This is a genomic window from Reyranella sp., from assembly GCF_965227665.1.
Classification (GTDB): Bacteria; Pseudomonadota; Alphaproteobacteria; order Reyranellales; family Reyranellaceae; genus Reyranella.
Genome location: NZ_OZ245767.1, coordinates 4,174,744 through 4,201,431, shown reverse-complemented (window position 1 = coordinate 4,201,431; position 26,688 = coordinate 4,174,744). Strand labels below are relative to the sequence as shown.

At 66.9% G+C, this 26,688-nt stretch carries 29 protein-coding genes and 1 riboswitch; of the genes, 11 read left to right on the top strand and 18 right to left on the bottom strand.

Going from position 1 to position 26,688, the window contains the following annotated elements:
- Positions 1–15: 15 nt before the first annotated feature.
- Both ACO07I_RS20310 and ACO07I_RS20305 read right to left on the bottom strand, forming a co-directional pair.
- Entirely contained in the window at positions 16–411 is a 396-nt protein-coding gene (locus ACO07I_RS20310; protein ID WP_422010500.1) for a VOC family protein, read from the bottom strand.
- 2 nt (positions 412–413) lie between these two features.
- Entirely contained in the window at positions 414–1,022 is a 609-nt protein-coding gene (locus tag ACO07I_RS20305) for a ribonuclease HII (protein WP_422010498.1), read from the bottom strand.
- Positions 1,023–1,052: 30 nt separating this feature from the next.
- Here ACO07I_RS20305 and ACO07I_RS20300 point away from each other — a divergent pair, with 30 nt between their 5' ends.
- Both ACO07I_RS20300 and ACO07I_RS20295 read left to right on the top strand, forming a co-directional pair.
- On the top strand, positions 1,053–1,595 hold the full coding sequence (locus tag ACO07I_RS20300) for a nucleotidyltransferase family protein (protein WP_422010496.1): 543 nt from the start codon (positions 1,053–1,055) through the stop codon (positions 1,593–1,595).
- 12 nt (positions 1,596–1,607) lie between these two features.
- Positions 1,608–2,525 (top strand): AEC family transporter, encoded by a 918-nt coding sequence (locus ACO07I_RS20295; RefSeq protein WP_422010494.1) that lies wholly within the window; start codon positions 1,608–1,610, stop codon positions 2,523–2,525.
- Positions 2,526–2,544: 19 nt separating this feature from the next.
- Here the strand turns inward: ACO07I_RS20295 and ACO07I_RS20290 are convergent, their stop codons facing one another.
- Entirely contained in the window at positions 2,545–3,174 is a 630-nt protein-coding gene (locus ACO07I_RS20290) for a glutathione S-transferase family protein (protein WP_422010492.1), read from the bottom strand.
- 12 nt (positions 3,175–3,186) lie between these two features.
- Complete coding sequence (locus ACO07I_RS20285; RefSeq protein ID WP_422010490.1) at positions 3,187–4,320, bottom strand: PA0069 family radical SAM protein; 1,134 nt, start codon at positions 4,318–4,320, stop codon at positions 3,187–3,189.
- Positions 4,321–4,411: 91 nt separating this feature from the next.
- Between ACO07I_RS20285 and ACO07I_RS20280 the strand changes: the two genes are divergently transcribed.
- Positions 4,412–4,879, top strand: coding sequence for a GNAT family N-acetyltransferase (locus tag ACO07I_RS20280; protein ID WP_422010488.1), 468 nt, complete (start codon positions 4,412–4,414; stop codon positions 4,877–4,879).
- A 55-nt stretch (positions 4,880–4,934) separates the two neighbouring features.
- Positions 4,935–5,381: a hypothetical protein gene (locus tag ACO07I_RS20275; protein WP_422010486.1), complete on the top strand. Its 447-nt coding sequence runs from the start codon at positions 4,935–4,937 to the stop codon at positions 5,379–5,381.
- On the opposite strand, the gene ACO07I_RS20270 is transcribed toward ACO07I_RS20275, so the two are convergent.
- The 4 genes from ACO07I_RS20270 to ACO07I_RS20255 form a co-directional block, all read right to left on the bottom strand.
- Positions 5,376–6,362 (bottom strand): phosphotransferase enzyme family protein, encoded by a 987-nt coding sequence (locus ACO07I_RS20270; protein ID WP_422010484.1) that lies wholly within the window; start codon positions 6,360–6,362, stop codon positions 5,376–5,378. The two genes, ACO07I_RS20275 and ACO07I_RS20270, sit on opposite strands and share 6 nt — an antisense overlap.
- A 139-nt stretch (positions 6,363–6,501) precedes the next feature.
- Complete coding sequence (locus tag ACO07I_RS20265; RefSeq protein WP_422009756.1) at positions 6,502–7,836, bottom strand: IS1182 family transposase; 1,335 nt, start codon at positions 7,834–7,836, stop codon at positions 6,502–6,504.
- 187 nt (positions 7,837–8,023) lie between these two features.
- Positions 8,024–8,572 carry a molybdenum cofactor biosynthesis protein B gene (gene moaB / locus ACO07I_RS20260; RefSeq protein WP_422010482.1) on the bottom strand — a complete coding sequence of 183 codons (549 nt, stop codon included), beginning with the start codon at positions 8,570–8,572 and terminating at the stop codon, positions 8,024–8,026.
- Between the two features lie 21 nt (positions 8,573–8,593).
- Positions 8,594–9,364 (bottom strand): hypothetical protein, encoded by a 771-nt coding sequence (locus ACO07I_RS20255; protein WP_422010480.1) that lies wholly within the window; start codon positions 9,362–9,364, stop codon positions 8,594–8,596.
- Positions 9,365–9,520: 156 nt separating this feature from the next.
- Here ACO07I_RS20255 and ACO07I_RS20250 point away from each other — a divergent pair, with 156 nt between their 5' ends.
- A complete protein-coding gene (locus tag ACO07I_RS20250) occupies positions 9,521–9,994 on the top strand; it encodes a cupin domain-containing protein (RefSeq protein ID WP_068198289.1) in 474 nt (157 codons plus the stop codon).
- Positions 9,995–10,075: 81 nt separating this feature from the next.
- Here ACO07I_RS20250 and ACO07I_RS20245 read toward each other — a convergent pair whose 3' ends face one another.
- The 6 genes from ACO07I_RS20245 to ACO07I_RS20220 form a co-directional block, all read right to left on the bottom strand.
- Positions 10,076–11,560: a tripartite tricarboxylate transporter permease gene (locus ACO07I_RS20245; protein WP_422010478.1), complete on the bottom strand. Its 1,485-nt coding sequence runs from the start codon at positions 11,558–11,560 to the stop codon at positions 10,076–10,078.
- A gap of 10 nt (positions 11,561–11,570) precedes the next feature.
- Positions 11,571–12,062, bottom strand: coding sequence for a tripartite tricarboxylate transporter TctB family protein (locus ACO07I_RS20240; protein WP_422010476.1), 492 nt, complete (start codon positions 12,060–12,062; stop codon positions 11,571–11,573).
- The gene (locus tag ACO07I_RS20235; protein ID WP_422010474.1) at positions 12,059–13,024 is read right to left on the bottom strand and encodes a Bug family tripartite tricarboxylate transporter substrate binding protein; all 966 of its coding nucleotides are present in this window, start codon (positions 13,022–13,024) and stop codon (positions 12,059–12,061) included. Before ACO07I_RS20235 ends, ACO07I_RS20240 begins: the two co-directional genes overlap by 4 nt.
- An 85-nt stretch (positions 13,025–13,109) precedes the next feature.
- Positions 13,110–13,733: a cysteine dioxygenase gene (locus tag ACO07I_RS20230; protein ID WP_422010472.1), complete on the bottom strand. Its 624-nt coding sequence runs from the start codon at positions 13,731–13,733 to the stop codon at positions 13,110–13,112.
- Positions 13,730–14,893: a CaiB/BaiF CoA transferase family protein gene (locus ACO07I_RS20225; protein ID WP_422010470.1), complete on the bottom strand. Its 1,164-nt coding sequence runs from the start codon at positions 14,891–14,893 to the stop codon at positions 13,730–13,732. Before ACO07I_RS20225 ends, ACO07I_RS20230 begins: the two co-directional genes overlap by 4 nt.
- 2 nt (positions 14,894–14,895) lie before the next feature.
- A complete protein-coding gene (locus tag ACO07I_RS20220; protein WP_422010468.1) occupies positions 14,896–16,746 on the bottom strand; it encodes a transglycosylase SLT domain-containing protein in 1,851 nt (616 codons plus the stop codon).
- Positions 16,747–16,833: 87 nt separating this feature from the next.
- On the opposite strand from ACO07I_RS20220, the gene ACO07I_RS20215 reads away from it, so the two are divergent.
- The 6 genes from ACO07I_RS20215 to ACO07I_RS20190 all read left to right on the top strand — a co-directional run bounded on the left by ACO07I_RS20215 (position 16,834) and on the right by ACO07I_RS20190 (position 21,655).
- Entirely contained in the window at positions 16,834–19,023 is a 2,190-nt protein-coding gene (locus ACO07I_RS20215) for a rhodanese-like domain-containing protein (RefSeq protein ID WP_422010466.1), read from the top strand.
- Between the two features lie 152 nt (positions 19,024–19,175).
- Positions 19,176–19,520 carry an AtpZ/AtpI family protein gene (locus ACO07I_RS20210; RefSeq protein WP_422010464.1) on the top strand — a complete coding sequence of 115 codons (345 nt, stop codon included), beginning with the start codon at positions 19,176–19,178 and terminating at the stop codon, positions 19,518–19,520.
- Positions 19,521–19,536: 16 nt separating this feature from the next.
- Complete coding sequence (locus ACO07I_RS20205; RefSeq protein ID WP_422010462.1) at positions 19,537–20,265, top strand: F0F1 ATP synthase subunit A; 729 nt, start codon at positions 19,537–19,539, stop codon at positions 20,263–20,265.
- Positions 20,266–20,325: 60 nt separating this feature from the next.
- Positions 20,326–20,550 carry a F0F1 ATP synthase subunit C gene (locus tag ACO07I_RS20200; protein WP_020698011.1) on the top strand — a complete coding sequence of 75 codons (225 nt, stop codon included), beginning with the start codon at positions 20,326–20,328 and terminating at the stop codon, positions 20,548–20,550.
- An 8-nt stretch (positions 20,551–20,558) separates the two neighbouring features.
- Positions 20,559–21,128, top strand: a complete 570-nt coding sequence (locus ACO07I_RS20195; protein ID WP_422010460.1) for a hypothetical protein — start codon at positions 20,559–20,561, stop codon at positions 21,126–21,128.
- Positions 21,125–21,655: an ATP F0F1 synthase subunit B gene (locus ACO07I_RS20190; RefSeq protein ID WP_422010458.1), complete on the top strand. Its 531-nt coding sequence runs from the start codon at positions 21,125–21,127 to the stop codon at positions 21,653–21,655. Before ACO07I_RS20195 ends, ACO07I_RS20190 begins: the two co-directional genes overlap by 4 nt.
- A gap of 251 nt (positions 21,656–21,906) precedes the next feature.
- Here ACO07I_RS20190 and gcvPB read toward each other — a convergent pair whose 3' ends face one another.
- The 4 genes from gcvPB to gcvT form a co-directional block, all read right to left on the bottom strand.
- Positions 21,907–23,505 carry an aminomethyl-transferring glycine dehydrogenase subunit GcvPB gene (gene gcvPB, locus ACO07I_RS20185; RefSeq protein WP_422010456.1) on the bottom strand — a complete coding sequence of 533 codons (1,599 nt, stop codon included), beginning with the start codon at positions 23,503–23,505 and terminating at the stop codon, positions 21,907–21,909.
- On the bottom strand, positions 23,505–24,851 hold the full coding sequence (gene gcvPA / locus ACO07I_RS20180; RefSeq protein ID WP_422010454.1) for an aminomethyl-transferring glycine dehydrogenase subunit GcvPA: 1,347 nt from the start codon (positions 24,849–24,851) through the stop codon (positions 23,505–23,507). Before gcvPA ends, gcvPB begins: the two co-directional genes overlap by 1 nt.
- A 144-nt stretch (positions 24,852–24,995) precedes the next feature.
- Positions 24,996–25,373 carry a glycine cleavage system protein GcvH gene (gene gcvH, locus ACO07I_RS20175; protein WP_298317127.1) on the bottom strand — a complete coding sequence of 126 codons (378 nt, stop codon included), beginning with the start codon at positions 25,371–25,373 and terminating at the stop codon, positions 24,996–24,998.
- Between the two features lie 9 nt (positions 25,374–25,382).
- Positions 25,383–26,504, bottom strand: coding sequence for a glycine cleavage system aminomethyltransferase GcvT (gene gcvT, locus ACO07I_RS20170; RefSeq protein WP_422010451.1), 1,122 nt, complete (start codon positions 26,502–26,504; stop codon positions 25,383–25,385).
- A 79-nt stretch (positions 26,505–26,583) separates the two neighbouring features.
- Positions 26,584–26,685: riboswitch (glycine riboswitch) on the bottom strand.
- Positions 26,686–26,688 lie beyond the last annotated feature (3 nt).

Sequence of the window (26,688 nt, the reverse complement as noted above, 5' to 3'; positions counted from 1 at the left end):
ACGATTCTCCTGCCGTCAGACTTCGGCGTAGATTTCGATGACGTTGCCGTCGGGGTCGCGGAAGAAGATCGCGCGATGGCCCCAGGCCGGGATGTCGCGCGGCGGGCCCATCAGGTCGACGCCGGCGGCCGCCAGCTCGGCCTGGATCTCGTCGATCTCGGGCGGGGCGACGCGGAAGGCGAGCTGCACCGAGGCCGAGCCCGCAGGGGCGCCCAGCCCGTCCTGGAACATGCCTTCGAGCGTGCGCGGCCGCAGGCAGAGCAGGCCCGAGCCGACATGGAAACTCACCCAGCGCGGCGTCTCGCGCTCGAGGCGGAACTTCATCACCTCGAGATAGAATTGCCGCGCGCGGGCCAGGTCCTCGCAGAGCAGCACGACATAGTCGAGATTGCGGATCGAGCCGAGGCCCATCGTCAAACCAGACGGGTCACCGGCGCGAAGCTGCGCCGGTGGTGCGGAGTCGGGCCCAACAGCGAGAGCGCCTCGAGATGCTGCTGGCTGCCGTAGCCGCGGTTGGTCTCCCAGCCGTAGCCGGGATAGGTGCGCGCGAGCGCGTGCATGTAGCGGTCGCGCGTCACCTTGGCGAAGATCGAGGCGGCGGCGATCGAATAGGAATGCGCATCGCCGCCGACGATGGTCTCGGCGCGACAGCCCAGTTGCGGCGGCACGCGGTTGCCGTCGATCAGCACGACTTCCGGCTGCTCGGCGAGCGCCTGCACGGCGCGGCGCATGGCGAGATACGTCGCCTGCAGGATGTTGACCCGGTCGATCTCCTCGACGCTGGCTTCGGCCACCGCGAACTGCACGACGCCCGAGGCGATCATGGCCTCGTAGGCCTCCTCGCGCTGCTCCAGCGTCAGCTTCTTGGAATCGTCGATCATGCGCAGCAGCTTGCGCGCCGCCCGCGTGCGGTCGATGACCGCCGCTGCTGCATAGACCGGCCCGGCCAAGGGGCCGCGCCCGGCCTCGTCGATACCGGCAACACGCCCTTCGCAACGCAGTTCGAATCGAAAGCTTGGCATTATCCCCATCGAGGCCGGCTAGACTGAGCCATGTCCCTCATCGCCCGCATCATCGCAGAAGACGCCCTCGCGATGGAACAGCTACGTGCGGTGCGAAGGCTCAACCTGCCGGACTGGTGCATTGCCGCAGGATTCGTGCGCAACAGGGTCTGGGACCATCTGCACGGCATCGTGCCCGCGCGTCTGCCTGTGGATATCGACGTCCTCTATTTCGACGCGGGCGACGTCTCGCGGGACAGCGAAGCGGCCTACGAACGCCAACTCGAAGCGCTGCTGCCCGGCCTGCCCTGGGAGGTGCGCAACCAGGCGCGCATGCATGTCTGGAAGGATCTGCCGCCGCATCGCGACACGGCCGACGCGATGACCTACTGGCTGGAGACGGTGACCGGTATCGGCGTGCGCCTGGAGGCCGACGACACGCTCACCGTCATCGCCCCGCTCGGCACCGACGATCTCCTGAACCTGCGCTGCCGCCCGACGCCCTACGGCCGAACCCGTCGCCATGAGTACGATGCCCGCGTCGAGGCCAAGCGCTGGCGCGACCTGTGGCCCAGGGTCGAGTTCCTGGACTAGACTCCCGCTCCGATGATCGCTGCGTTCCTGCCTCTGGCCGCCATCGCCCTGCTGGGCGCCCTGCTCCGCCACTTCATTCCCGGCATGGAGCAGGCCCGCCAGTCGATGAACAAACTGGTCCTCTACGTCTTCCTGCCGGCGCTGGTGTTCCGCACCGTCATGGACGGCACGATCAGCCGCCTGTTCCTCGAAATCCCCGCTCTGGCCGCCATCGGCACGCTGTCCTGCCTCGCCGTGGGTTTCCTGGTCTTTCATTTCCTGCCGATCCCCGGCCCGACCAAGGGCGCGATGATGCTGGGCGCGGCGTTCGGCAACGTCACCTATCTCGGCCTGCCGGTGCTGCTCGGCGTCTTTCCCGGCCAGGCCGACCAGGTCTCCGAAGTCTCGGTCCTGTTCGAGGTCACCAAGTCGTCCCTCAATCTCACGATCGGCGCCATGATCGCCATCGCCTATGGCAGCCAGGAACCGATCACCTTCCGCCGGACCGCCCTGGAGGCGCTGAAGCTGCCGCCGATCTGGGCGCTGGTCGTCGCCATCCTGTGGAAGGTCTCGGGCGTGCCCTGCCCGGCCATGGTCATGGATGCCGCGTCGATCCTCGCCGTGGCGGTGAGCGGCATCATGATGCTGTCGCTCGGCATGGCGCTGCGCTTCTCGGCCACCAAGCTGATGGCGCTGGCGCTGCCGGTCGCCGCCATCAAGCTGGCCTTCGCGCCGCTGGTCGTCTTCAGTGCCGTGGGCCCGCTCGGGCTCTCGGGCGTCTACGCCAACGCCGCCATCCTGGAAGCCGCGATGCCGAGCCAGCTCCTGTCCTTCATCATCGCCGGCAAGTTCAAGCTCGACGAGGAGACGCTGGCCTTCGTCATCATGGTCGACACGGTGCTGGCCTTCGTCACCCTGCCGCTGGTGCGGACGCTGCTGCTCGCGACCTGACGGGCGCGGCCCCCGCCCGTCAGCTCGACGGGGCCAGGGAGGCCATGATCTTCGCCCCCTGTTCCTGCGCGCGCAGGGCCGCCGGCCGCCCGACATGGCGTGCGACATAGGCTTCGAACACCGGCCGCTTCTCGATACCGCCGAACATCATGCCCCAGTGCAGGAACGACGCCATGTAGAGGTCGGCCGCGGTGAAATGGTCGGCGGCGAGGGTCGGCCGCTCCGCAACCGCCTGCGCCACCGTTTCCAGAGTGCGCTCATAGGAGCCGTAGCCGAACATCACCTGCAGCTTCGTATCGGGACTCCAGCCGGCAGCCTTGTTGGCGAGCGCCGGCTCGCAGCAGCCGGCGACGAAGAACAGCCAGCGATAGTAGGCGCCGCGCTCGGCCGGCGGCGGCGCGAGCTTCGCCTCGGGAAAGAGGTCGGCGAGGTAGCAAAGGATGGCGGCGCTCTCCGTGACGACCGTGTTGCCGTGACGGAGCGCCGGCACCTTGCCCATCGGATTGATGGCGAGATAGTCGGGCGATTTCATCTCCGGCCCGAACTGCTTCACCTCGAGCCGGTAGGGACAGCCGATCTCCTCCAGCATCCACTGGATCATCGCGCCACGCGACTGCGGATGGCTAAACAGGATCAGTTCGTCGGCCATGATGTCACTCCTCTAAAACAATCTCATCTGCCTGGCGTCGCGTTTGGCATCGACCAAGGCCGTGCGGGCGGCGGCGGGGACGGCGAAGCGCATCGTGTCGAGGCGGTAGCGGACGCGGTTGAGATCGAGACGCTTCACCGCGGCGGCGAAACGCTTGCTCAGGAGCTGCGCGATCGGGCCCTCGCCCTTCATGCGCGTGCCGAACTCGGCCTTGTAGAGTTCGCCACCGCGGATCTGTCGGATCAGCGACAGCACGCGATCGGCGCGGTCGGGCCGGTTGGCGCGCAGCCATTCCTCGAACAGCTCCTTGATCTCGAGCGGCAGGCGCAGCGCCGTATAGCCCGCGCGCGTGGCGCCGGCCGCCGCTGACGCATCGAGAATCGCTTCCATCTCGTGATCGTTGAGGCCGGGGATCATCGGCGCCGTCATCACGCCCACCGGAATGCCGGCCGCCGCGAGTTCGCGGATCGCATCGAGCCTGCGATGCGGTGCCGAGGCGCGCGGCTCCATGGTGCGCGCGAGGTCGCGGTCGAGGGTGGTCACCGAGAGGAACACCTCGGCCAGGTTGCGTTTGGCCATGTCACCCAGGATGTCGATGTCGCGGGTGATCAGATGGTTCTTGGTGACGATGCCGACGGGATTGTTGAAGTCGCTGAGCACGCGCAGGATCTGGCGCGTGATCTTGAGGTCGCGCTCGACCGGCTGGTAGGGATCGGTGTTGGTCCCCATCGCCACCACGTCGCAGCGATATTTCGGCGAGGCGAGTTCGGCGGTCAGCAGCGCCGCCGCCTCGGGCTTGAACAGGATCCTGGTCTCGAAATCGAGGCCGGGCGACAGGCCGAGATAGGCATGGGTCGGCCGCGCGAAGCAGTAGATGCAGCCATGCTCGCAGCCGCGATAGGGATTGATCGAGCGGTCGAAGGGAATGTCCGGCGAGCTGTTGCGCGCGATGATGGTGCGGGTGGCATCCTTCGTCAGCGTGGTGCGCAGCGGCGGCAGCTCGTCCTCGATGTCCCAGCCGTCGTTGGTGCGGATGCGCTTCTCGTCGTCGTAGCGGCTGGTCGCGTTGCTCAGCGCCCCGCGCCCGTTGTGCTGCGGCTCGGCAATCTGGTCGTCGGGATAGAGCGGCGTGACGGGCTCTTTCATGTCCCGAGTCTTAGAACAAAAAGAGAACGAGTCAAGCCACTGTCTCTGGGGGTTCATTGTCTCCGGATAGGACCACCCCTAGAGAGGGATCATGACCGCCATCGAGTTACGCCCCGCCCGTCCCGAGGATCGAGAGTTCCTGCACAGCCTGTCGCCGCGCCTGTCCGGCGTGCCGGGGCCCGCCTGGCACGATCGCGCGGCGATGGACGGGTTCCAGGACCGCTACATGGAAGCGACCTTCGCCAAGGTCGACCCGGCGGCACAGACCCTCGTTGCCTGGTCGGCCGACGGAAAACCCCTGGGCTACATCCACATGCGCCCGTTCAAGGACGGGGTGACGGACGAACCCTGCGGCTACGTTTCCCTGCTGGCGCTTACCGAGCAGGCGGAGGGCAAGGGCGTTGCGCACCTGATGATGCAGTCGGCCGAGAGCTGGGCCCGCGCGCAGGGCTACCGCTTCCTCTGCCTCGACGTCTTCGCCGACAATCGCCACGCCGTGGAGTTCTACGAGCGCCGCGGCTTCCAGACCGAGACGCTGCGCATGGTGAAGCCGCTCTAGCCACTCCGCATATTTATACCATGGGTTGTACCAATATCACAGAATACAATCTACTATGGCTGCTGACGCCTATCTATTTGAGAGACAGCAGATGGCAGATATTGAGGTCAGGACGGCGAGTCACGATGACATCGATTTCATCGCCAAGCTCGCGCCGCCGGAGGATGAGGAGCTCACTTCGCAAGCCCGTCTCACCGTAGAAGGGGCCTCGACGGCCGATAATTCTGCGATCTTCATCGCCGTGGGCGGCGATGGACGGCGCCGGGGTTACATCCATTTATTCCCGGAGAGGGACGACTCAGAAGAAGAGCCTCGCCGCTATGTTATGCGAGTCGCCTCGATATATCAGCCCGAGCACGACGTCGTGGGCGGCCTCTTCGCCGAGGCCGAGGCCTGGTTGAAAAAGCGCCGCGGTTCACCGGTTTTGGTCCTCGTACACGCCGAGGACGAAAGTAGCGCCGCGTTCAAGGCAGAAACCATCAACCCTCCGAGGCCGTCATAGCCACTCGGCGCGAAGGGCGCGGATGGAGTCGCGGTCGAAGCACTGCCCGATGCGGGCCCGCAGATGGACCTTCATGGCAGGTTCCAGACCCGCGTCGCTCCATTGCGACGGATCGGACGGATCGCGCGGCGCTTCCGTCTGAACCTTCCAGCGCGCCATGAACATGATCGTGCGCAGCCAGGTGAGCCGTCGCATCGGCTGCAGCCACGGGCACAGCTCGGCCGCACGCTCGTTGCCGATCTTCGTCAGATAGGACTCGTAGAGGCTTTCGACCTCGCCAAGAGACAGAACCTTACCGACATCGGGATGCCACAAGGTCGAAGTCGGCAGGGTCGCGTGCGCAAGGTCGATCGCCGGCGAGCCGACATGCACTTTCTCAAGGTCGACGAACCAGGCAACCCCGTCGTGATCGACGATAAAGTTGCCGGGATGCGTGTCGGCGAGCGCGATCGACAACGGTTGAGGGCGATGCGCCAGCGTGTTCGCCATCCCGCGCAAGAGTTCGAGTTCGTCGAATATCTCGGCAAGGGCACCGGGATCGGCAACGGCCTTGTCGAGAAAGCGCTGGGCCCCCTGCTCGACGACATCCAGCGTCGCGCGGAACGGATTGTCCTGGCGCGGGATTGGAGAGCCTGACTGGGGCAAAGGCAGCGAATGGAGGCGCGCCAGCGTCTCGGCCATGGCGTCGAGTTCGTCCGGCAAGCGCGGCGCCCGGCCCTCGATGAAGTCGACGATCAATGCGCCGCCGGGCAATCCGGGTCGCGGCTCGACCACCTCGTGAAGTCGCGGCGTGCGCCCCGCCGACGCGAGATGACGAAACGCTTCGGCCTGCAGATGCAATCGCACCGCCGCCGTCGGATCGTTTTCGTAGGCATAGGCGATGCGCGCGAGCCGTCCGTCCTTCAACCGCACATGGCCGTGCGCCGTGCCGGTCGCCGGCAGCGCCTCGCCCTCGCGGATCGCGGCGAGGATGTCAGTCATGATCGCCCTCACCCTGAGAGCTTGTGAGTGTATTGGGCAAGCTCTCGGGGGTGTATTGGCGTGGGCTGCTACGCCGGGCGCCGTTGTTGTCTTGGGGTGCGTTGGTGGCCGTAGCCGTGCAGGCCCCGGAATGGCCTGGTCATGCCTTGGCTGTCTTGAGGCGATGCCCGGCGATGATGTTGTTGGCGAGGGCGAACCAGAGCAGGATGGTTTTGACCTTGTGAACGCCGCGCACGGTGAACTGGCGCAGGCCCCACTGCCGGAAGCGGGCGTTGATGCACTCGCCCATCGCCCGTCGTTTGTAGACGCTCTTGCCGTGCGGGCTTCGCATGCGCCGGCGCCAGGCGGCAACGCCGGGACCGTCCTTGGGCCGAGGCGCATAGGGATCGCTCTTGTGCTTGTTGCGGGTGGTCGGTCCGTAGATCAGCACACCCTGCTCGAACGCCTCTTCCGTATCCTCGTTCTTGTGGAAGCCCCCATCGACCAGATGGCGCCGGGGCTGCCGTTGATAGCGTTCTTTCAGCCGCTCCAGCATGGGCCGCAGCAGGCCGCGGTCCGAACCCGTGGTGTCGATGGCGACGTCGACCACGATCTGGCCTTTGGCCACCGTGCCGATCTGGCAGTTGTAGGCCGGCCGGAAGCCGCCATCGGCCATCTTCATGACGCGCGCCTGGGGATCGGTGGTCGAGGTGCGAGGCTCCTTCTGCTTGGCCACCTGCTTCTTGTTGGTCTTGCCGCGTCGCTCCCGCTCGGCCTCGATCTCGGCCAGCTTGTCGAGCGCCGTCGCCACGCGCTGCTCGCGCTCGCGCGCAGCCCGCTCCTGGGCCGCCTTGATGCGCCGGTTGCTGGCGTCGGGGTCCTCGTCGAGTTCCCGCTTCAGATACTCGACCAGCCGGCGTGCCTTCTTCAGGTGCTTGTGCAGGCTCTGCCGGCGCCGGAACGAAGAGCCTCCCGCGCCCGCCCGCACCCGAACCCCGTCCTGCACCACCTCGGCAAGCTCGATCACATCCTCCGCCATGAGTGCCGCGATGTTGTGCGTCAGAAGCCGATCCAGCAGTTCGCCATGACCGCTGCGGAAGTCGGCCAGACCGTGATAGTTCACGCTCACCCCCCCGCACAGCCACCGATAGGCATCGTGGCTCGCGCACAGCCGCTCCAGCGCCCGCGCGCTGCCCACGCCCTGGCTCGTCGCATAGAGCCACAGCGCCAGCAGAAGACGAGGGCTCGCCGGAGCCTGGCCCGGCGTGTGCTCGCGAGCCCCGATCGCGTCCTCCAGCACCTTCAGGTCCAATCGCTCGACATAGCGCCAGATCACCCGCGCCGGATGATCCGCCGCCAAAAGGCTGTCGAGATCTACCGACCGAAGTTCCACCTGCCGCCGCTCCGGCTCGCGCATCCGCGGCTTGCCCGACCCGGGCTCGGCCTTCGCCACCAACTGCTCCGGAAGGCCCCCGAACAGATCCTTCTCCGGCATCAACTCCTCCACCAAATTCGCTTCGATGGAATCATCCCGGGCGGGCATCCGAAAGACAAAGATTCACAAATTCTGAGGAGGGTGCGACGCGCCCGTCTCGAAGGGTGGGAACAAGCACCGTGTGTGTGGCCCATCCTTCGAGACGCGCGCCTGCGGCGCGCTCCTCAGGATGAGGGGGATCCGGAGGTCAGCCACTGCGCGGCAGCTTGCCTTCGTTGAGGCGCGGCATCAGCTCGGCGAAGTTGCAGGGGCGGAAGCGGATGTCGAGCTGCTGGCGCAGGATGTCGTCCCAGCCGTCCTTGCAGGCGCCGGTCGAGCCCGGCAAGGCGAAGATGTACGTCGCGTTGGCGACGCCCGCCGTGGCGCGGCTCTGCATGGTCGAGGTGCCGATCCTCTGGAAGCTGATCCAGCGGAAGGTTTCGCCGAACCCCTCGATCTTCTTCTCGAACAGCGCCTCCAGCGCCTCGGGCGTCACATCGCGGCCGGTGACGCCGGTGCCGCCGGTCGTGATCACGACCTCGATGCGCGGATCGTCGATCCACTTCTTCACCTGCGCGCGGATCAGCGCGACGTCGTCGGTGACGATGGCGCGGTCGGCCAGGGCATGGCCGTCGCGCGCGATGCGCTCGACCAGCGTGTCGCCCGACTTGTCGGTCTCGAGCGTGCGCGTGTCGGAAACCGTGAGAACGGCGATGTTCACCGGCTTGAATTGCTTGGTCTCGTCGATGCGGTTCATGGGCTCACTATACCTCCGGAATCAGCAGCCTGCGATGTTTGCCCGGGCACGATCGGCAAGCTCGACGAACTTCATCTCGCGATAGCTCCAGATCTGAATCGAACTGCCCTTCTTCAGGATGGCGTGGACGAAAAACTGGGGCCAGGCGCCTGCAGCATGCATCGAGCTCAGGAACGAACTCTGGCGTGAGCAGTCCGGGGCGATCGCAGAGATCGCCGCCTGCATGAGATGGCTGCGCCGCGATTCTGCCCAGACGAGGAAAACGCCGCCGAATATGGAAAGGAACACCGCCAGATGGACCGCAAGCGGCGCGCGCCGGGCGATCACCCCGACCAACCCGGCACAGATCACGGCAACACCAGCCGCGCCGAGAAGAGGCGGACCGAGAAAATCGATACGAGTCCCAATGCTGGTGGTGATGCGCCATAGAACAAGGACGAGGGTGCCACAGAGCGCGAGGCTGACGACAGCGAGGCGCACCCTGGCGGGAGCGCGCCAGAGGCCCCCCCCGATCGCCACGATGAGAACGGCGGCGATTCCGACGACGCTTGCGGGAGACGGCGACAAGAAACCCACCACGCCGATGCGGAAGAGAGCAAAAACCAGAATCAGGCCCAGCGTCACGGTCAGCGGCGAAAAGACGTCGGAGTTGAGGACGACGAGCACAGACCAGAAACCCATGCAGACGGCCAACACGCCCTTCCAGTCGAAACGGCGAGGCGCCCGTTCCTGGCTCCACGAATAAAGCAGCCAGCAGATGACGCAGAGGTCGAGAAGCAGAAATGCCGCCAAAGGATTTTTCCTCTCACTGCCGGAAAGGCATCAGGACTTTCCATTGACTCTCCAAGATGGAGATTTAGTGATTGCCCGCTGGAAATCAGCCGCAGAATCCCCTCATTGCTTCTAAACATCGCCTAGAGAAGCTGACACTCAAAGCTCGGAGACATCATGACCGACCCCACCGACTGGAAGCATGACGGCGTGCGGGTCATCCCCGCCGGATCGCTCGACACCAACACCGCCCAGACCCCGGGCATGAACCGCGCCGCGGCCATCAACTTTGCCCGCGTCGGCGCCCAGAAGCTGTGGGCCGGCACGGTGACCATCCATGCCCACGCCAAGACCGGCGCCCATCATCACGGGCACCTGGAGAGCGTGATCTACGTCGTGAAGGGCCGCGCCCGCATGCGCTGGGGCGAGCAGCTCCAGTTCGTCGCCGAGGCCGGTCCCGGCGACTTCATCTATGTGCCGCCCTACGTGCCGCACCAGGAGATCAACGCCTCGGACACCGAGCCGCTGGAATGCGTACTGGTCCGTTCCGACAACGAGGCCGTCGCGATCAACATCGACATCACCCCGGCCGAGAAGGTCGAGGAAGTCTACTGGGTCGACCCGACGCATCCCCATCCTCACAAGCATTAGCTTGTGAGGATGCGCGGGCGGCAGCGCCTTCACAGGCGCGAGCCCGCTCCGTGCAGAATAGATAAGAATTCGAAGGCGGCCCTAACCGGCCGCCTTCTTCTTTTTCGGCCACAGCCCCGCGACCAGCAGCGCGACCGCCACGATGGCGAAGCCGGCCGAAAGATAGCTGTGCAGGAAGATCATCGGGTCGCCGTCGGAGATCGCCAGCGACTGGCGCACCGAGCGCTCGAAGATCGGGCCCAGCACATAGGCCAGGATGACGATGCCGAGGTCGAAGCCGTGGCGGCGCAGGCCGTAGCCGATGAAACCGAAGATCACGGCGATCACCACATCGGCGGGATTACCGTTCGACGAGTAGACGCCGATCAGGCAGACCGCGAGGATCATCGGCGTGAGATAGGCGCGCGGGATGTCGAGGATGCGCACGAACAGGCCGATCAGCGGCAGGTTCAGGATCAGCAGCATGATGTTGCCGATATACATGCTGGCCACGACGCCCCAGAAGATCTCGGGCTGGCGCTCGAGGATGGTCGGCCCCGGCGTGACGCCATGGATGATGAAGGCGCCGAGCAGCAGCGCGGTGACCGCGTTCGCGGGAATGCCCATGCAGAGCAGCGGCACGAAGGCGCCGGCGGTCCCGGCGTTGTTGGCCGATTCCGGCCCGGCCAGTCCTTCGACGGCGCCCTTGCCGAACTCCTCGGGATTCTTCGAGAGCTTGCGCTCGATGCCGTAGGACAGGAACGAGGCCAGCACCGCGCCGCCGCCGGGCAGCAGGCCGACCAGGAAGCCCATGACGGTGCCGCGCGCGACCGGGCCGACCGAGCGCCTCGCCTCCTCGCGCGAGGGCATGAAGCCCAGCAGGTGCGAGGGCGGCGGCAGGACCTTCATGTCGTCCGGCTTCTGCCGCGCCATGAACAGCACTTCGGAGAGGCCGAACAGGCCGATCGCCAGCGGCACCAGATTGACGCCGTCGCCCAGGGCCAGGACGCCGAAGGTGAGGCGTGGCGTCATGTTGAGGGGATCGCTGCCGATCGTGCCGAGCAGCAGGCCGAAGGCCGCCATCAGCAGCGCCCGCGGCAGCGAGCCGCTCGACATGTAGGTGACCATGGTGAGGCCCGCGAGCATCAGCATGGCGTATTCGGCGGGACCGAACTTGATCACCAGCTCGGCGAGCGGCGGCGACAGGAAGGTGATGCCGATGACGCCCACGGTGCCCGCAAAGAACGAACCGATGCCCGCGATGCCCAGCGCCGCCCCGGCGCGGCCCTTGCGCGCCATCTCGTAGCCGTCGAGGCAGGTCACGACCGACGAGGCCTCGCCCGGGATGCGCATCAGCACCGAGGTCACGGTGCCGCCATAGGCCACGCCGTAATAGATGCCCGACAGCATGATGATGGCCGAGGTCACGTCCATCTTGAACGTGATCGGCAGCAGGATGGCGATGGTGGTGAGCGGCCCCAGTCCCGGCAGGATGCCGACGACGGTGCCGAGGAACGCGCCGACGAAACAGTAGAACAGGTTGTCGAGGGTCAGCGTGGTGGCAAAGCCACCCAGCAGCGCTTCCATGCGGCGGGCCTCAGCGAACGTAGGTGTAGAAGGTGCGCTCGATCGGGCCTTCCGGCAGATCGACGCGCAGCAGCCAGCCGAAGCAGACGAGGCCGACGGCGGCGCACGCGATGCCGTAGCCGATCGAGGCGAACCACGGGCGGCGTTCGGCGAAGCGCATGATGACGACGGTCACGGCGATCGTCGTGACGACGAAGCCGGCATACGTCGCGCCCAGCGCAAACACCGCGAAGGTGGCGATGTAGATCGCGAAGGTGCGGTTCGACTCCTTCGTCGCCTCGACGTCGTCGGTGTCGCCACCCTCGGTCTCGCCGGCCCGGCCCGGGAAGGCCAGGACGACGAGGGCGAGCGCCACGCAGATGCCGGCCATGAGCTGCGGGAAGAAGCCGGGGCCGGGGCCGTCGAAGCCCCAGCTGTCCAGCTCCAGCGCCTTCCACAGGCCGACCAGCGCCGCGGCCAGCAGGCCGAGCGTGGCGATCCGCGTGCCACTCAGCCAGGTCATGCCTTCTTGGCCATGCCGGTTTCCTTGAGGATCGGAACGAGCTCCGTCTCGATCTTCTTCAGCAGCTCGCCGTACGCCTTGCCGTCGCGATAGACTGGCTGGATGCCGAGCTTGGCGATCTGGCTGGTCACCGATTCGTCCTTCATGACGTCGGCCAGCGCCTTGCTCATGCGCTCCTGGATGGCCGGATCGACGCCCTTGGGGAAGGCGTAGCCGAACGGCCCGTTGCTGACCGCGTCGTAGCCCAGCTCGCGCAGGGTCTTCACGTCGGGATAGTCGGGCCAGCGCGCCTCGGCCGCCGAGGCGAGGAAGCGCAGCTTGCCGGCCTCGATCTGCGGCCGCATCTCCGCGACGGTCTGGATGACCGCGTCGACATGGCCGCCGATGGCCGCGGTCACCGATTCGACGCCGCCCGGGAACACGACCCAGCGGAACTTGGCGCCGGTCAGCTTGGCGAGCTGGAACATCGCCACGACGTTGGTGACGTTGTTGGAGCTGTAGGTGAGCTGCTTCTGCTTGCCCTGGTTGACCAGGTCCTCGATCGACTTGATCGGGCCGTCGGCGCGCGCGCCGATGCCGTAGCGGAGCGCCGCGACCTGGCCGATGATGTCGAACGCCGTCCACGGATCGTAGGCGACGTTCATCATGTTCGGGATGGCGACGTGGCTCGAGATCGCCACCAGGCCGATCGTGTGGCCGTCGGGCGTCGACTGGGCGAGCGTGGTCGGGCCGAGCGCGCCGGCGCCGCCCACCACGTTCTTCACGATGACCGTCGCATTCAGCCGCTTCTCGAGCGCCTGGGCGATGATGCGCGCGGTGAGATCCGTCGAGGCCCCCGGCGCATTGGGATTGATCAGTGAAATTTCTCGGGCCGGCCACTTGCTCGATTGAGCGATGGCCGGAGCGGCGACCGTCATGGCCGCGAGGGCGGTGCCGCCCTTGAGCACGGTTCTACGATGCATCCTGTTTGCCTCCCTTTTTTGTAGGGAAGGACAGTGCTTGCCGGGCCCGCTTCAGGTCAAGCGAGACGTGCCGGTGCGCGAACTCTCAGGACGCGGCGCGCACCTCTGCCGAACGGTCCCAGATGTTGGGCTGCTCGCGGTTCGTATAGCCCGACACGAAGAGGTTGGGCTGTCCCGTCTTCACGTCGAACGTGTGACGACGCACCGCACCGATATTGCCGCCATAGACATGGATGCTGATCGAGCCGCGATCGTCGAGCGCGTTGGTGACCTGGTGGATGTCGCCCTTCGGGTTGCGCGGCGCCGGCACCAGCACTTCGACGTCGCCCGGCTCGAGCTTGGTGAGCTCGCCCGGCACCAGCACGCCTGTCTCCGCATCGCGCGTGAAGGAGAGCGAGGTTTCCGAGCCGCGCAGCATGCCCACCAGGCCCCACATCTCGTGATCGTGCACCGGCGTGTTGGCCTTCGGCGCCCAGACGAAGCTCACCACGCAGAAGCGTTCGAAGGGATCGCACCACAGCAGGTTCTGCGCATAACCGTGCGCCGGTACCTTGGCCGCCTGTTCGGGCAGCCAGTCGTCGTGCTTCACCAACTCGCCCAGAAGCTTCGCGCCGACCTCGACGATCGCGTTCTCGTCCTTGTCCTGCCAGGCGCCGCCGGTCAGGGAGGTCATGTCGCCGATGAAGCGACGCAGGCGATCGATACTCATTCCGCAGCCTTTCGCTGGAAGGTGGTTCCGAAGACTTCCTCGGTGTCGGCACCGAGCGCTGGCGGATCGCGCCGCTTCGAGATGTCGGTGGCGGAGATCCGGACCGGGCTGCCGAAGGTCCTGGTCTTCACGCCGGAGGGCAGCGCCATCTGCTCGACCCAGCCCATGTGCTGGACCTGCGGGTCGGCGAGGATCTGGCTGTAGGTGTTGATGCGGCCCTGCGGCACGCCCGCGGCCTCGAAGGCGCCCAACCAATGGTCGACGCCGTTCTTCGCGAACTCGACTTCGAGCAGATCCTTGAGCGCCACCTGATTGGCGGCGCGCGACTGGGTCGTGGCAAAGCGCTGGTCGGCAAGAAGGTCGGGGCGACCGACGACCTTGGTGACGGCTTCCCACAGCTTGTTGTTGCCCGCCGCGATCACGAAATGTCCGTCCGCCGCCTTGAAGGCCTGGTAGGGCGCGTTGCGCGGATGGGCCGAGCCCAGCTTCTTCGGGTCGTTCCCGGTGCCGAAGAACTCGCTGGTCTGAAGTGCCGCCATGCCGAGGCTGCAGCCCAGCATCGAGGCATCGATATGCGCGCCCGGCCCACCGCCGGCGACCCGTCGCAGGATCGACACCACGGTCAGGGCGGCATAGAGGCCGGTGCCCACGTCCGAGACCGGTACGCCGCATTTCACCGGCGCACCGTCGGGCTCGCCGGTCACGCTCATGATGCCGCTCATCGCCTGCACGGTGACGTCGAAGCCGCCCTCGCTCGACCGCGGGCCGCTCTGGCCGAAGGCCGAGATCGAGCAGTAGACGAGGCCTGGCTTCTCGGCACGGAAGGATTCATAGCCGAGACCGAGCCGGTCCATGACGCCCGGCCGGTTGTTCTCCAGCACGACGTCGGCCGACAGGATGAGCTGGCGCGCCGCCTGCTTCTGCGCCGGGTCCTTGAGGTCGAGCACGACCGAGCGCTTGTTGCGGTTGATGGACGCGAAATTCTCGCTGTAGCCCCCCTCGGAGCCTTCTGTGATCGGCGGCCACTGCCGCATCATGTCGCCTTCGGGCGGCTCGACCTTGATCACCTCGGCGCCGAGGTCGGCCAGCAGCATGCCACAGTAGGGACCCGCCAGGACCTGGCAGAATTCGACGACGCGTACGCCAGAAAGCGGCAACATGCTCAGCGGGTTCCATCCTGCGGGGTGTAACGGGGCCAGTCGTGCGAGGCGATCTGGTCGAGCGACGGCGTCGGCTGGCCGAGACGCAGCTGATAGATCCAGTAGTTGGTCAGCACGCGCTGCACGAAGTCGCGAGTCTCATGAAGCGGGATCAACTGGATGTAGAGCAGCGGATCCTGCGAGGCGTTCAGCGAATTGTCCCAGCGCATGACGTTGCCCGGCCCGCCATTGTAGCCGGCGGTGGTGCGCACGAGATTGCCGTCGGTCTCGCTCAACAACATCGATATGTAGGCTTGGCCCAGCGACATGTTCACGGACGGGTCCCACGGATTGGCGCCCGCCGTCTCCGGCGCGTAACGCGCCGAGACCGCGCGCGCGGTCGCCGGCATGAGCTGCATCAGGCCCATCGCGCCGACCACGGAGCGCGCCTTGGGATTGAAAGCCGATTCCTGGCGCATGAAGGCATAGACCAGGGCACGGTCGACGATCGCGCCGCTGGACGGCTGCCACGGCGGGATCGGATACATGCCGCTGTCATAGCCCTTGATGTTGTGGCGCTGGTCCCAGTTGGCATTGCCGACGCGCACCGCGAGCGCGGGCAGCTGCGCCTTCTGCGCCAGCGCCATCACCGCTTCGACGTAGCGCGGATCGTTGTCGATCGACGCGGCGAACAGCTCGCGCTCGGCCGCCGTCGTGGCGCCGAGCTGCAGCAGCGCCAGCGCCCGCCGCGCCGCGCGGTCGTTGCGCAGCAGGTCGGCGCGGCGCCGGTCGAGCGGCGGCAGCTCGAAGTCGGGCTGGATCTGCATGCCCAGCGCCTTCTGGGCGACGAGCCCGTAGAAGGTGCTGCCATGCAGCGCTGCGCGCTTGAGATAGGGCGCGTATTTTTGCGGATTGCCGGCCAGCAGGTTGGCGCGGGCGGCCCAGAACGAGCCCGCGGACAAGGTCCAGGACGAAGCCCGGTCCGGCGAAGCATCGGCCACCAATTCGAAGCGGCGGGCCGCTTCGGCCATATCGCCGCGCGTAAAGGCCGTCATGGCGGCCGTCCAGTTCGCGTCGGGCGGCATACTGGCCTCGACCGGGACCTGCACGCCGCGTTGCGGATCGGCCTCGAGTTGGCGGGTGCGCAGGCGGCCGCGCCACAGCTCGACTTCCTGCGGCCCGAGAATCTCGGTCGACGATTTGCGATCGAGCAGGACGAACGCGGCGTTGAAGCCGCCATCGTCGGCCATGCTCTGCAACCGCGAGCGCAGTTCGGCCGCGCGGCCGCCATCGGCGCCGTTCACGGTGCGGGCGGCCGCGAAGTTGGGCGAGCCCTGGGTGAAGCCGACGAACGTGGCGGGCGTCAGGTCCGCGCCGCCCGCCGGACGGCGGGCCAGCGCCAGCCGGTAGATCGCGGGCGCGTCGGGATTGTCATTGTAGTCCTGCAGCCAGGCGGCGAGCTGCTCGTAGCGGGCGGGATAGTTGGGGCTGAGCAGGCGCTGGGCGCCGACATATCCCATGAGGGTTTTGTCTTGGAGTTGGCGGATCTCGTCGTCGGCCTGGGCCCACGCACCGGCCTGCTGTGCCTGGAAGATGCGCCGGTAGCGGTCGCGCGTTTCGTTATCCAGAACGGTCGGCAGATCGGCAACGACTGCGGCCTCGTCGAGTTCGAGGACGGGCGGCGGCGGCACATAGACCGCGGCGCGCGGCGCCGGGCGCGCAGACGGCCGCGCCGCCGGCCGGGAGGCGGCGGCCTTGGTCGTCACCGGCTTGGACGCCTGTGTCTGGACAGGCTTCTTGGCGGTCTGGGCCGAGGCGGAGGCCGCCACCAGGGCGGCCGCCCCGATCAGAAGGGCGGAAACGGTCGTGCGCATGCCCCACCGTAGTTTGACTCCGGCCCATACGACAAGGGTGCGGCGAGCAGGGTGGGTGCGGCTATACTGTCCGGAACGGAGGACCGAATGAACCTGCATCAAGAGCGTGCCGCGGCCGTGCGGCGCCTGATCGACGAGGCCCGCACCATCGAGAAGGACGGTGTGACCTACGCCAACCTCGAGAAGATCGGCGGGCTTCTCTCGTCGCTGGCCAGCCGCGCCGACCTCTTCCCGCAGGAGGAATTCCCGCTGGGCGCCGAGGGCGGCATCTATCGGCTGAGCGAGGATCCCGACCATCGTTTCGCGCTCTATGCCTCGGCCGGCGGTGCGGGCAAGAAGGTGCCGCCGCACAATCACACGACCTGGGCGATCATCGCCGGCGTCCACGGCGCCGAGCGCAACGTGGTCTACGAACGGCTCGACAATGGAGCGCAAGAGGATGTCGTGCAGCTGCGCGAGGCGCCGGCGAAGGAAAAGACGCTGAAGCGCGGCGACGTGATCGCCTTCCTGCCCGACGACTTCCACCACATCGAGACGCCCGTCGATTCGGGCAACGCGCTGCATCTCCATTTCTACGGCTTGAGCCTCGAGCATCTGCCCGGCCGCGTGACCGTCGACCTCAAGACCGGGACGGCCAAACGCTTCATGGCCAGGCCGAAGATCCTGACGCCGCTGCTCACGGTGCATCAGGTCAAGGCGATGCTGAAGTCCGGCGAGGTCTTCGCGTTCTTCGACGTGCGCGAGGAAGGCGAGTTTTCCACCCAGGGCCATCCGCTGTTCGCGACGCCGCTCCCCCTCTCCCGCCTCGAGCCGCGGGCGCTCGCCCTGCTGCCCGATCCGCACACCCGCATCGTGCTGATGGACGACGGAGAAGAAGGCCAGGCGGGCCGCGCCAATCGCGCCGCCGCGACGCTTTCGGGGCTCGGCTACACCAACCTCGCGGTCATGGCGGGCGGGCTGAAAGCCTGGCGCGACGCGGGTTTCGAGGTCTTCACCGGCGTCAACGTGCCCAGCAAGGCGTTCGGTGAGGTGGTCGAGCACGGCAACGACACGCCGCGCATCGATGCCGCCGACGTGCAGAAGATGATCGACGACAAGGCCGACATGGTGATCCTGGATTCGCGGCCGCTGCCGGAATTCACCAACATGTCGATCCCCGGCGGCATCGACTGTCCGGGCGCCGAGCTGGTCTATCGCGTGAAGGACTTCGTGACGCGGCCCGAGACGCTGGTCGTCGTCAACTGCGCCGGCCGCACACGCTCGATCATCGGCGCCCAGTCGCTGATCAATGCCGGCCTGCCCAACAAGGTGATGGCGCTGAAGAACGGCACCATGGGCTGGCACCTGGCGGGGCTCAAGGTGGCGCGTGGCGAGACCCGGAGCTTCGGCCCCCAGGGACCGGAGGCCGCGACGTTCGCGCAGGCCGCCGCGGCGGAAATCGCCGGGAAAATGGGCATCCGGAAGATCGACCAGGCCGGCCTCGCTGCGCTGGAGAAGAAGGGCGGCCCGCTCTATCGCCTCGACGTCCGCGATCCCGCCGAATACGCGAAGGGCCACCTCAAGGGCTTCCGCCATGCCGCGGGCGGCCAGCTCGTGCAGGCCACCGATCAATATGTCGGCGCCCGCAACGCCACGATCGTGCTGCACGACAATGACGGCGTGCGCGCCACCATGACCGCACACTGGCTGCTGCAGATGGGCTGGAAGGAGACCTACGTCCTCGACCACGCGCCGACTTCCGCCGAGCTCACGACCGAGGCCGAGCCGCGCTATCCGGCAGGCTTCGCGGTCCCGAAGGTCGCCGCCGTGACGGCCGCCGAGCTGCAGAAGGCGCTGGCCACGGCCCTGGTCATCGATCTCGATACCAGCCTGAAATATCGCGACGGCCACGTGCCCGGCGCCTGGTTCGCCGTGCGCGCCAACTTGGGACGCTCCCTGCCGGAGATGCTGGCCAAGCAGGCCGGCGCCGCCCGGATCGTCCTGGTGGCGCCCGACGCCGAGATTGGCGCCCTCGCGGCCGCCGAAATTGCCGCTCTGACAGGGGGGCTGCCTGTCGCCGTTTTGACAGGCGGAATGAAAGCCTGGCGTGGGGCCGGCCTCGATATAGAGACGGGCCATGTCCGGATGGCCGACCCGCCGACCGACGTCTGGTACCGCCCCTACGACTTCAAGGAGGATGTCGAGGCGGCCATGCGGCAGTATCTGGACTGGGAGGTCGACCTCGTCCCGCAGGTCGAGCGCGACGGCGACGCCCGGTTCTCCGTCCTGAAGCGGTAGAACGGCGGAACGCTTGCATTTCAGGGCCTTGTCACATCGTCGCGTACGCTTGACACCCCGCGGGCCTGCCCATAGGTTCCGGCGCGTTTTTCATTGTGACCGCACCGTGTTGGTGGGGTGGCGGTGGAAAGCCCGGAGCGGAGCATCCGGTTATGGCTGAGGACGATCGGAAATCGACCCCTGACGAGCTGGATCGGCGCCTCAAAGGCGTGCGACAGGCCTACCAGAAGGGAACGGGACGGTCGTCGAGACCCGCAGCGAGCGGCGCCGGAGGCGAAAAGCTGGGCGTCGGCATGCGGATCGCAGTCGAACTGGTGGCGGGCGTCGTTGCGGGGGCCTTTCTGGGCCTGATGGCTGATCAGTGGTTGGGTACCAAGCCCTGGCTGCTGATTGTGGGGTTCATACTGGGATGCGGTGCGGCGTTCATGAACGTCTACCGGGTTGCGCAGGCTGAAGAGCGGCGCAGCAAAGCAGCCCAGGATGAGAAGAAGAGCTGAATGGGGATAGAGTAACGTGGCCAGCCCGCTCGAGCAGTTTGCTATCCAGGACCTAACCGCCCCGCTGTTCACCATCGGTGGCCATCACATCGCCGTCACCAACTCCGCCGTCTTCATGATGGGCGCGGTTGTCCTGTCCTCGGGCCTGCTGCTCGCGGGCGCGGGCAAGGGCGCGATGATCCCGGGCCGCATCCAGGCGATGTCGGAACTCTTCTACGAGTTCATCGCCAACATGATCCGGGACAATGTCGGCAGCGGCGGCAAGAAATTCTTCCCGTTCATCTTCACGCTCTTCATCTTCACGCTGTTCGGCAACATCCTCGGGATGCTGCCCTACGGCTACACCTTCACGTCGCAGATCGCCGTCACCTTCTTCATGGCGATGGTGGTGTTCCTCGGCGTGACGCTGATCGGCCTGTTCAAGCACGGCCTGCACTTCTTCTCCCTGTTCTTCCCGCATGGCGCGCCGCTGTTCACGGCGCCCATCCTGATCCCGATCGAGCTGGTCTCCTATCTCAGCCGCCCGATCAGCCTGTCGGTCCGTCTGTTCGCCAACATGACCGTCGGTCACGTGCTTCTGAAGGTCCTGGCCGGCTTCGTCGTGGCGCTCGGCTTCTTCGGCTTCGTCCCCCTCATCGTGCTGGTGGCGATCACCGCGCTCGAGCTGCTGGTGGCGCTGCTGCAGGCCTACATCTTCACGATCCTCTGCTGCATCTACCTGAACGACGCGCTGCATCTGCACTAGTCGCCGCGCCCGTATCCATCGATCCATCACGTCAAAGCCAAGAGAAAACAGGAGATAGAAATGGACGCTTCAGCCGCCAAGTTCATCGGTGCGGGTCTCGCTGCCATCGGCATGATCGGCGCCGGCATCGGCGTGGGCAACGTCTGGGCGAGCTACATCACGGCTCTGTCGCGCAACCCGGCCTCGAAGGCCGAAATCGGCGCCAACATCTGGATCGGCTTCGCCGTCACCGAGGCCATCGCGCTGTTCGCGCTGATCGTCGCGCTGATCGCCCTCTTCGCCTGAGTTCGATCGTGCCCGTTCAGGCACTCCGGACTTCGGTCGCCGCGGCAGCCCTGATCGGGCTGCCGTTTGCCGCGCAGGCGGCCGGCATGCCGCAGTTCGACCTCACGAGGTTCCCCACCCAGATCTTCTGGTTGGTGGTGTGCTTTGCCGTTCTTTACTTCCTCATGGCCAAGGCCGTCCTGCCGAAGATCGGCGCGACGATCGAAAGCCGCGAGCATAAGATCCAGGCAGACCTCGACGCCGCCCAGAAGGCCAACGACGCGGCCCGCGCCGCGGGTGTCGAGCAGGACAAGGCGCTCGCCGAAGCGCGCGGCCAGGCTTCCGGCCTGATCCGCGAGGCCTCGGAGGCCGCCGCGGCCCAGACCTCGGCCAAGCTGCACGAAGTCAGCGACCGGCTGGGTGCCGACATCGTCGCCGCCGAAAAGCGGATCGACGAGCAGCGCACGCAGACCCTCGCGGGCCTCTCGAACATGTCGACGGAAATCGCCACGGCGGTGCTGGGCAAGCTGGTGGGATCTGCCGATCCCGCGCAGGTCGCCCGCGCCGTCGACGAAGCAGCAAAGGCAGGCAAGCCATGATCGGTACCGCATGGGCAGCCGATGCACACGGCGGCGGCGGAGGCTTGTTCTCCGATCCGACGTTCTGGGTTGCCGTTTCCTTCGTCATCTTCCTGGTGCTTGCCGGCAAGCAGATCGTCAAGGGGCTGACCAAGCTCCTCGACGACCGCACGGCCCTCATCGCGCGCACGCTCGGCGAAGCCGAGAAGCTCCGCAACGAGGCGCAGAAGTCGCGGGACGACGCTCAGAAGAACCTCGCCGACTCGGCCAAGCTGGCCCAGGAGATCGTGGCGCAGGCCAAGCAGGAGGCCGTGCGCCTCACGCAGCACGCCGCCGAGGAACGCGAAGCGCTAATCGCCCGCCGCGAGCAGCAGGCCAAGGACCGCATCGCCCAGGCGGAGGCCCAGGCCTCCCGGGAAGTGCGCAACATGGCCGTCGACGTGGCGCTCGCCGCCACGCGCACGCTGCTCAAGGAGCAGGTCGGGGGCGGCCGCACGCAGGCGATGATCGACGAGGCCATCGCCGAGCTTCCGCGTCGCCTGCACTGAACTTCCGAAATAGGGATCGCCCGCAAAAAACAAAAGCGGGCAACCTGGTGCCCCCGCCGCAAGGCGGGGGCTTTTTCTTTGCGCCCCACTCACACGCGAAAAGCAAAACTCTTCACCTCCCCCGTCTTACGGGGGAGGCTGGGAGGGGGAAGGCAACGCGATGATTTTGAGTTGGGGAGAGATCAAGCCTGTGGCTCTCCCCCTCCGCCCTGCGGGCACCTCCCCCGTGTGACGGGGGAGGAAAGTTCTGACTACTCCGCCGCCTGCTTCAGCGGATCGGTGCCCGGCGGGTTGTTCGAGGGCTTCCAGCGCAGGACCGGCTTGCGCGCGGCCAGCGTCTCGTCGAGACGGCGGCGCGGCGCGTAGAGCGGTGCCGCCTTGAAGTCCTCGGCGGCGGTGCCGGTCTTGGCCTTCGCGGTGAGCGAGCGCAGCGCGCCGATGAACTGGTCGAGATCTTCCTTGGCCACGCTCTCGGTCGGCTCGATCAGCATCGCGCCATGCACCACCAGCGGGAAGTACATGGTCATCGGGTGATAGCCCTCGTCGATCATCGCCTTGGCGAAATCGAGCGTGCTGACGCCCGTGTCCTTGAGGAAGCTGTCGTCGAACAGCGCCTCGTGCATGCACGGCCCCTCGAAGGCCGGGCTCATCACGTCCTTGAGCGCGGCCATCACATAGTTGGCGTTGAGGACCGCGTCCTCGGCGACCTGCCGGAGACCGTCGGCGCCATGGCTCATGATGTAGGCCAACGCTCGCGTGAACATGCCCATCTGGCCATGGAACGCCTTGAGGCGGCCGAGCGGCATGCCGTCGACCTTGGCGCCGTCCTCGGCGACGCGCCACGTGTCGCCGTCCTTCACGATCCACGGATAGGGCGCAAAGGGCGCCAGCGCCGCCGACAGCACGACCGGCCCCGCCCCCGGCCCGCCGCCGCCATGCGGCGTCGAGAAGGTCTTGTGCAGGTTGATGTGCATGCAGTCGATGCCGAGGTCGCCCGGCCGCACGCGGCCGACGATGGCGTTGAAGTTGGCGCCGTCGCAGTAGAAGTAGGCGCCCGCGTCGTGCACGGCCTTGGAAATCTCGACGATCTCGCTTTCGAACAGGCCGCAGGTGTTGGGATTGGTCAGCATGATCGCCGCCACGTCGGGACCCAGCGCCGCCTTCAGCGCCGCGAGGTCCACGCGACCGCGATCGTTGGCCGGGATCGGCTTCACCACGAAGCCGAGCGCCGCCGCCGTAGCGGGGTTGGTGCCGTGCGCCGATTCGGGCGCCAGCACGGTGCGGCGCTGGGCGCGCTCGCCCTTGGCCTCGAGGGCCGCGGCGATCGCCATCATGCCGCACATCTCGCCATGCGCGCCCGCGGCCGGCGACATCGCCACGGCCGGCATGCCGGTGAGGGTCTTGAGCCAGTGCGCCAGGCCGTCGATCAGCTCCAGCGCGCCCTGCACCGTCGAGACCGGCTGCAGCGGATGGAGATCGCCGATGCCGGGCAGGCGCGCGACCTTCTCGTTGATGCGGGGGTTGTGCTTCATCGTACACGAGCCCAGCGGGTAGACGCCCATGTCGATGGCGTAGTTCTTCTGGCTGAGACGCGTGTAGTGCTGCACCACCTGCGGCTCGGAAAGACCGGGCAAGCCGATCTCGCCCTTGCGGCGCAGGCCGTTCAACCGGTCCTTCACCTTGGGCGGTTCCGGCAGGTCGACGCCGCAGCGTCCGGCCTGGCCCATCTCGAAGATCAACGGCTCCTCGATCTGGAGCGCGCGGTTGCCGGTGTAAGTGCCGTGCGTGTTGACGGAACCGGCGGAGACACTGCCAGCGCGTCCCTGGCTGCGGTCGAGCGACTGTACCATCACAGCACCTCCTTCAGGCCGGCGATCAGCGGGTCCATGCCCGCGTCGGTCGCCGTTTCGGTCGCCGCCAGCAACAGCAGGTTCGCGACCGAGGGATCGTTGGGGATCAGGCGGGACACCGGCAGGCCGCCCAGGATGCGCTTGGCCGCCAGCGCCTCGACGACTTCGGCCGCGGGCTTGGGCAGCTTCACCGTGAACTCGTTGAAGAAGCTGTCGTTCAACACGGTGACGCCCGGCAGCGCCGCGATCCTGTCGGCGAGCTGCGAGGCCTTGGCATGGTTGAGCTCGGCCAGCCGCGCAAAGCCCGTCTCGCCCAGCAGGGTGAGATGCACCGTGAAGGCCAGCGCGCAGAGGCCGGCATTCGTGCAGATGTTGGAGGTCGCCTTCTCGCGGCGGATATGCTGCTCGCGCGTCGAGAGGGTCAGCACGAAGCCGCGCTTGCCGTCGGCATCGACGGTCTCACCGACCAGACGCCCCGGCATCTGGCGCATGTACTTGTCGCGGGTCGCGAACAGTCCGACATAGGGACCGCCGAAACCGAGCCCGTTGCCGATCGACTGGCCCTCGCAGACCACGATGTCGGCGCCCATCTCGCCCGGCGGCATCAGCAGCCCCAGCGAGACGACTTCCGTCACCACGACGATCAGCAGCGCGCCGGCGGCGTGGCAGGCTTCGGCGAGCTTGGTGAAGTCGCGGACATGGCCGAAGAAGCTCGGGTTCTGCACGACCACGCAGGACGTCTCACGGTCGACCGCAGCGATCAGATCCTCGAGGCCCTCGGCGTCCGTCTTCGAGAAGTTCGCCGTGAAGCCTTCCCACTTGGCCGTGGTCTCGATGATGCTGCGATACTGCGGATGCAGCCCGCCCGAAATCAGCGCCTTGTGGCGGCGCGTGACCCGGTTGGCCATCAACACCGCCTCGGTCGTGCCGGTCGAGCCGTCGTACATCGAGGCGTTGGCGACTTCCATGCCGGTGAGCAGGGTCACCTGGGTCTGGAACTCGAACAGGTACTGAAGCGTGCCCTGCGTGATCTCCGGCTGATACGGCGTGTACGAGGTCAGGAACTCGCCGCGCTGGATCATGTAGTCGACGGTCGCCGGCACGTGATGGCGATAGGCCCCGGCGCCGATGAAGAACGGCGTCGCGGCGGGCGAGAGGTTCTTGGCGGCAAAGCCCTGGAAGGCGCGTTCGACTTCGAGTTCGCCCTGGTGATCGGGCAGGCCGCCGACCTTGCCCGCCAGCCGCGCCGATGCCGGCACGTCGCGGAACAGCTCGTCGACCGACTTGGCGCCGATCACGCTCAGCATCTCGCGGCGGTCGGCGTCGGTGAGAGGGAGATAACGCATCAGGCTCTTGCTCCTTGAGTTATGTCCTCATCCTGAGGAGCATCGCGCAGCGATGCGTCTCGAAGGATGGGAACGAGCACCTTGTCCCTGGCCCATCCTTCGAGACGTGCCCTGCGGGCACTCCTCGGGATGAGGTCAGGTTGGCTAGCCGAGGCTCTTCACGAAGGCCTCGTAGGCGGCCTCGTCCATCAGGCCGTCGAGTTCGCCCTTGTCGGCGAGCTTCAGCTTGAAGAACCAGCCCTTGCCGGTCGGCTCGGCATTCACGTCGCCCGGCGTGTCGGCCAGCGCCGCATTGCTCTCGACGACTTCGCCGGAAGCCGGCGCGTAGATGTCGGACGCTGCCTTTACCGATTCGACGACGGCGCACGCTTCGCCCTTGGCGACCGTGCGGCCGGCCGCGGGCACGTCGACGAACACGACGTCGCCGAGCTGCTCCTGGGCGTATTGCGTGATGCCGATCGTGCCGACATCGCCCTCGACGCGGATCCACTCATGCTCTTCGGTGTACTTGGTCTCGGCCATCTTGATCTCCTATCCGCGGTAGTAGGCGTGTTTGACGAAAGGCATGGGCACGATCTCGGCCGGCACGGGCTTGCCGCGCACCATGAGATCGACCTTGGTTCCGTTGGCTGACCGGCTGCGCTCGACGTAGCCCATGGCGATGGCGCGCCCCAGCGTGGGCGAGAAGCCACCTGACGTGACGGTGCCGACGGTCTTGCCGTCGATCACGATCTCCGCGCCCTCGCGCGCGATTGCCTTGCCTTCGGGCAGCAGGCCGACCCGCTTGCGCGTCGAGCCTTCGGCGATCTGCTTCTGGACGACCGCGGCGCCGGGGAACCCGCCCTGCACACGCCGCTCCTTGCCGACGCTCCACAGCAGCACCGCCTCGACGGGCGTGGTGGTCGTGTCGATGTCGTGGCCGTAGAGGCAGAGTCCGCCCTCGAGCCTGAGCGAATCGCGGGCGCCCAGTCCGATCGGCTTGACCTCGGGATGGCTGAGCAGCTTGCGCGCGATGGCGTCGGTCTGCTCGGCCGGCGTCGAGATCTCGTAGCCGTCGCCGCCGGTGTAGCCCGAGCGCGTGACGTAGCAGCGCGCGCCGTCGATCTCGACATAGGCGCCGGTCATGAACTTCATGGTGGCGACCTGCGGCACCAGCCGCGACAGCACCGCCGACGCCTGCGGTCCCTGCAGCGCCAGCAGCCCGCGCGAAAACATCGGCTCGACCTCGCAGGTCGCCGAGAGATGCTTCTGCATGTGCGCCAGGTCGGCATCCTTGCAGGCCGCATTGATGACCACCAGCAGGTGATCGCCCGCGTTGGTCACCATCAGATCGTCGAGGATGCCGCCGGCATCGTTGGTGAACTGGGTGTAGCGCTGCTGGCCCGGCTGCAGGCCGGCGATGTCGCCCGGCACCAGCGTCTCCATCGCCTTCGCGGCACTCTGGCCGGGCTTCGCGGTGAGACGCACCTGGCCCATGTGCGAGACGTCGAACAGGCCGCAGGCGGTGCGGGTATGCGTGTGCTCGACCAGGATGCCGGTCGGATACTGGACCGGCATCTCGTAGCCGGCGAAGGGCACCAGGCGCGCGCCCAGCTCGCGATGAAGATCGTAAAGCGGCGTGCGCTTCAGGGGGCCGGCGGTGGGTTCGGTCAAAAGAGTCTCCGTCGAAGTCGCGTTGAACGCGACCGGAGTCGCGCCTTCACGACGCAAGGACTGCGCCGTTCGCGACCCCCTCTGTCCGGAGACCTGAAAGATTCGCCGGGAGCCTCCGAAGAGGCCCGGCTTACTTCGTCGGTGGGCGTGCGCCGAATGGGGCGCCCGCCACTTTCCAGAGACC

Bases quoted from the DNA above. Each gene is read 5' to 3' on its own strand.
- ACO07I_RS20225 (WP_422010470.1), bottom strand. From the start codon at position 14,893: ATGTTGCCGCTTTCTGGCGTACGCGTCGTCGAATTCTGCCAGGTCCTG.
- ACO07I_RS20190 (WP_422010458.1), top strand. From the start codon at position 21,125: ATGATCGGTACCGCATGGGCAGCCGATGCACACGGCGGCGGCGGAGGC.
- gcvPA (WP_422010454.1), bottom strand. From the start codon at position 24,851: ATGCGTTATCTCCCTCTCACCGACGCCGACCGCCGCGAGATGCTGAGC.
- ACO07I_RS20230 (WP_422010472.1), bottom strand. From the start codon at position 13,733: ATGAGTATCGATCGCCTGCGTCGCTTCATCGGCGACATGACCTCCCTG.
- ACO07I_RS20275 (WP_422010486.1), top strand. From the start codon at position 4,935: ATGGCTGCTGACGCCTATCTATTTGAGAGACAGCAGATGGCAGATATT.
- gcvH (WP_298317127.1), bottom strand. From the start codon at position 25,373: ATGGCCGAGACCAAGTACACCGAAGAGCATGAGTGGATCCGCGTCGAG.
- ACO07I_RS20295 (WP_422010494.1), top strand. From the start codon at position 1,608: ATGATCGCTGCGTTCCTGCCTCTGGCCGCCATCGCCCTGCTGGGCGCC.
- ACO07I_RS20305 (WP_422010498.1), bottom strand. From the start codon at position 1,022: ATGCCAAGCTTTCGATTCGAACTGCGTTGCGAAGGGCGTGTTGCCGGT.
- ACO07I_RS20290 (WP_422010492.1), bottom strand. From the start codon at position 3,174: ATGGCCGACGAACTGATCCTGTTTAGCCATCCGCAGTCGCGTGGCGCG.
- ACO07I_RS20210 (WP_422010464.1), top strand. From the start codon at position 19,176: ATGGCTGAGGACGATCGGAAATCGACCCCTGACGAGCTGGATCGGCGC.
- ACO07I_RS20245 (WP_422010478.1), bottom strand. From the start codon at position 11,560: ATGGAAGCGCTGCTGGGTGGCTTTGCCACCACGCTGACCCTCGACAAC.
- ACO07I_RS20285 (WP_422010490.1), bottom strand. From the start codon at position 4,320: ATGAAAGAGCCCGTCACGCCGCTCTATCCCGACGACCAGATTGCCGAG.
- ACO07I_RS20270 (WP_422010484.1), bottom strand. From the start codon at position 6,362: ATGACTGACATCCTCGCCGCGATCCGCGAGGGCGAGGCGCTGCCGGCG.
- ACO07I_RS20280 (WP_422010488.1), top strand. From the start codon at position 4,412: ATGACCGCCATCGAGTTACGCCCCGCCCGTCCCGAGGATCGAGAGTTC.
- gcvPB (WP_422010456.1), bottom strand. From the start codon at position 23,505: ATGGTACAGTCGCTCGACCGCAGCCAGGGACGCGCTGGCAGTGTCTCC.
- ACO07I_RS20300 (WP_422010496.1), top strand. From the start codon at position 1,053: ATGTCCCTCATCGCCCGCATCATCGCAGAAGACGCCCTCGCGATGGAA.
- moaB (WP_422010482.1), bottom strand. From the start codon at position 8,572: ATGAACCGCATCGACGAGACCAAGCAATTCAAGCCGGTGAACATCGCC.
- ACO07I_RS20240 (WP_422010476.1), bottom strand. From the start codon at position 12,062: ATGACCTGGCTGAGTGGCACGCGGATCGCCACGCTCGGCCTGCTGGCC.
- ACO07I_RS20215 (WP_422010466.1), top strand. From the start codon at position 16,834: ATGAACCTGCATCAAGAGCGTGCCGCGGCCGTGCGGCGCCTGATCGAC.
- ACO07I_RS20250 (WP_068198289.1), top strand. From the start codon at position 9,521: ATGACCGACCCCACCGACTGGAAGCATGACGGCGTGCGGGTCATCCCC.
- ACO07I_RS20200 (WP_020698011.1), top strand. From the start codon at position 20,326: ATGGACGCTTCAGCCGCCAAGTTCATCGGTGCGGGTCTCGCTGCCATC.
- ACO07I_RS20265 (WP_422009756.1), bottom strand. From the start codon at position 7,836: ATGCCGGAGAAGGATCTGTTCGGGGGCCTTCCGGAGCAGTTGGTGGCG.
- ACO07I_RS20220 (WP_422010468.1), bottom strand. From the start codon at position 16,746: ATGCGCACGACCGTTTCCGCCCTTCTGATCGGGGCGGCCGCCCTGGTG.
- ACO07I_RS20235 (WP_422010474.1), bottom strand. From the start codon at position 13,024: ATGCATCGTAGAACCGTGCTCAAGGGCGGCACCGCCCTCGCGGCCATG.
- ACO07I_RS20310 (WP_422010500.1), bottom strand. From the start codon at position 411: ATGGGCCTCGGCTCGATCCGCAATCTCGACTATGTCGTGCTGCTCTGC.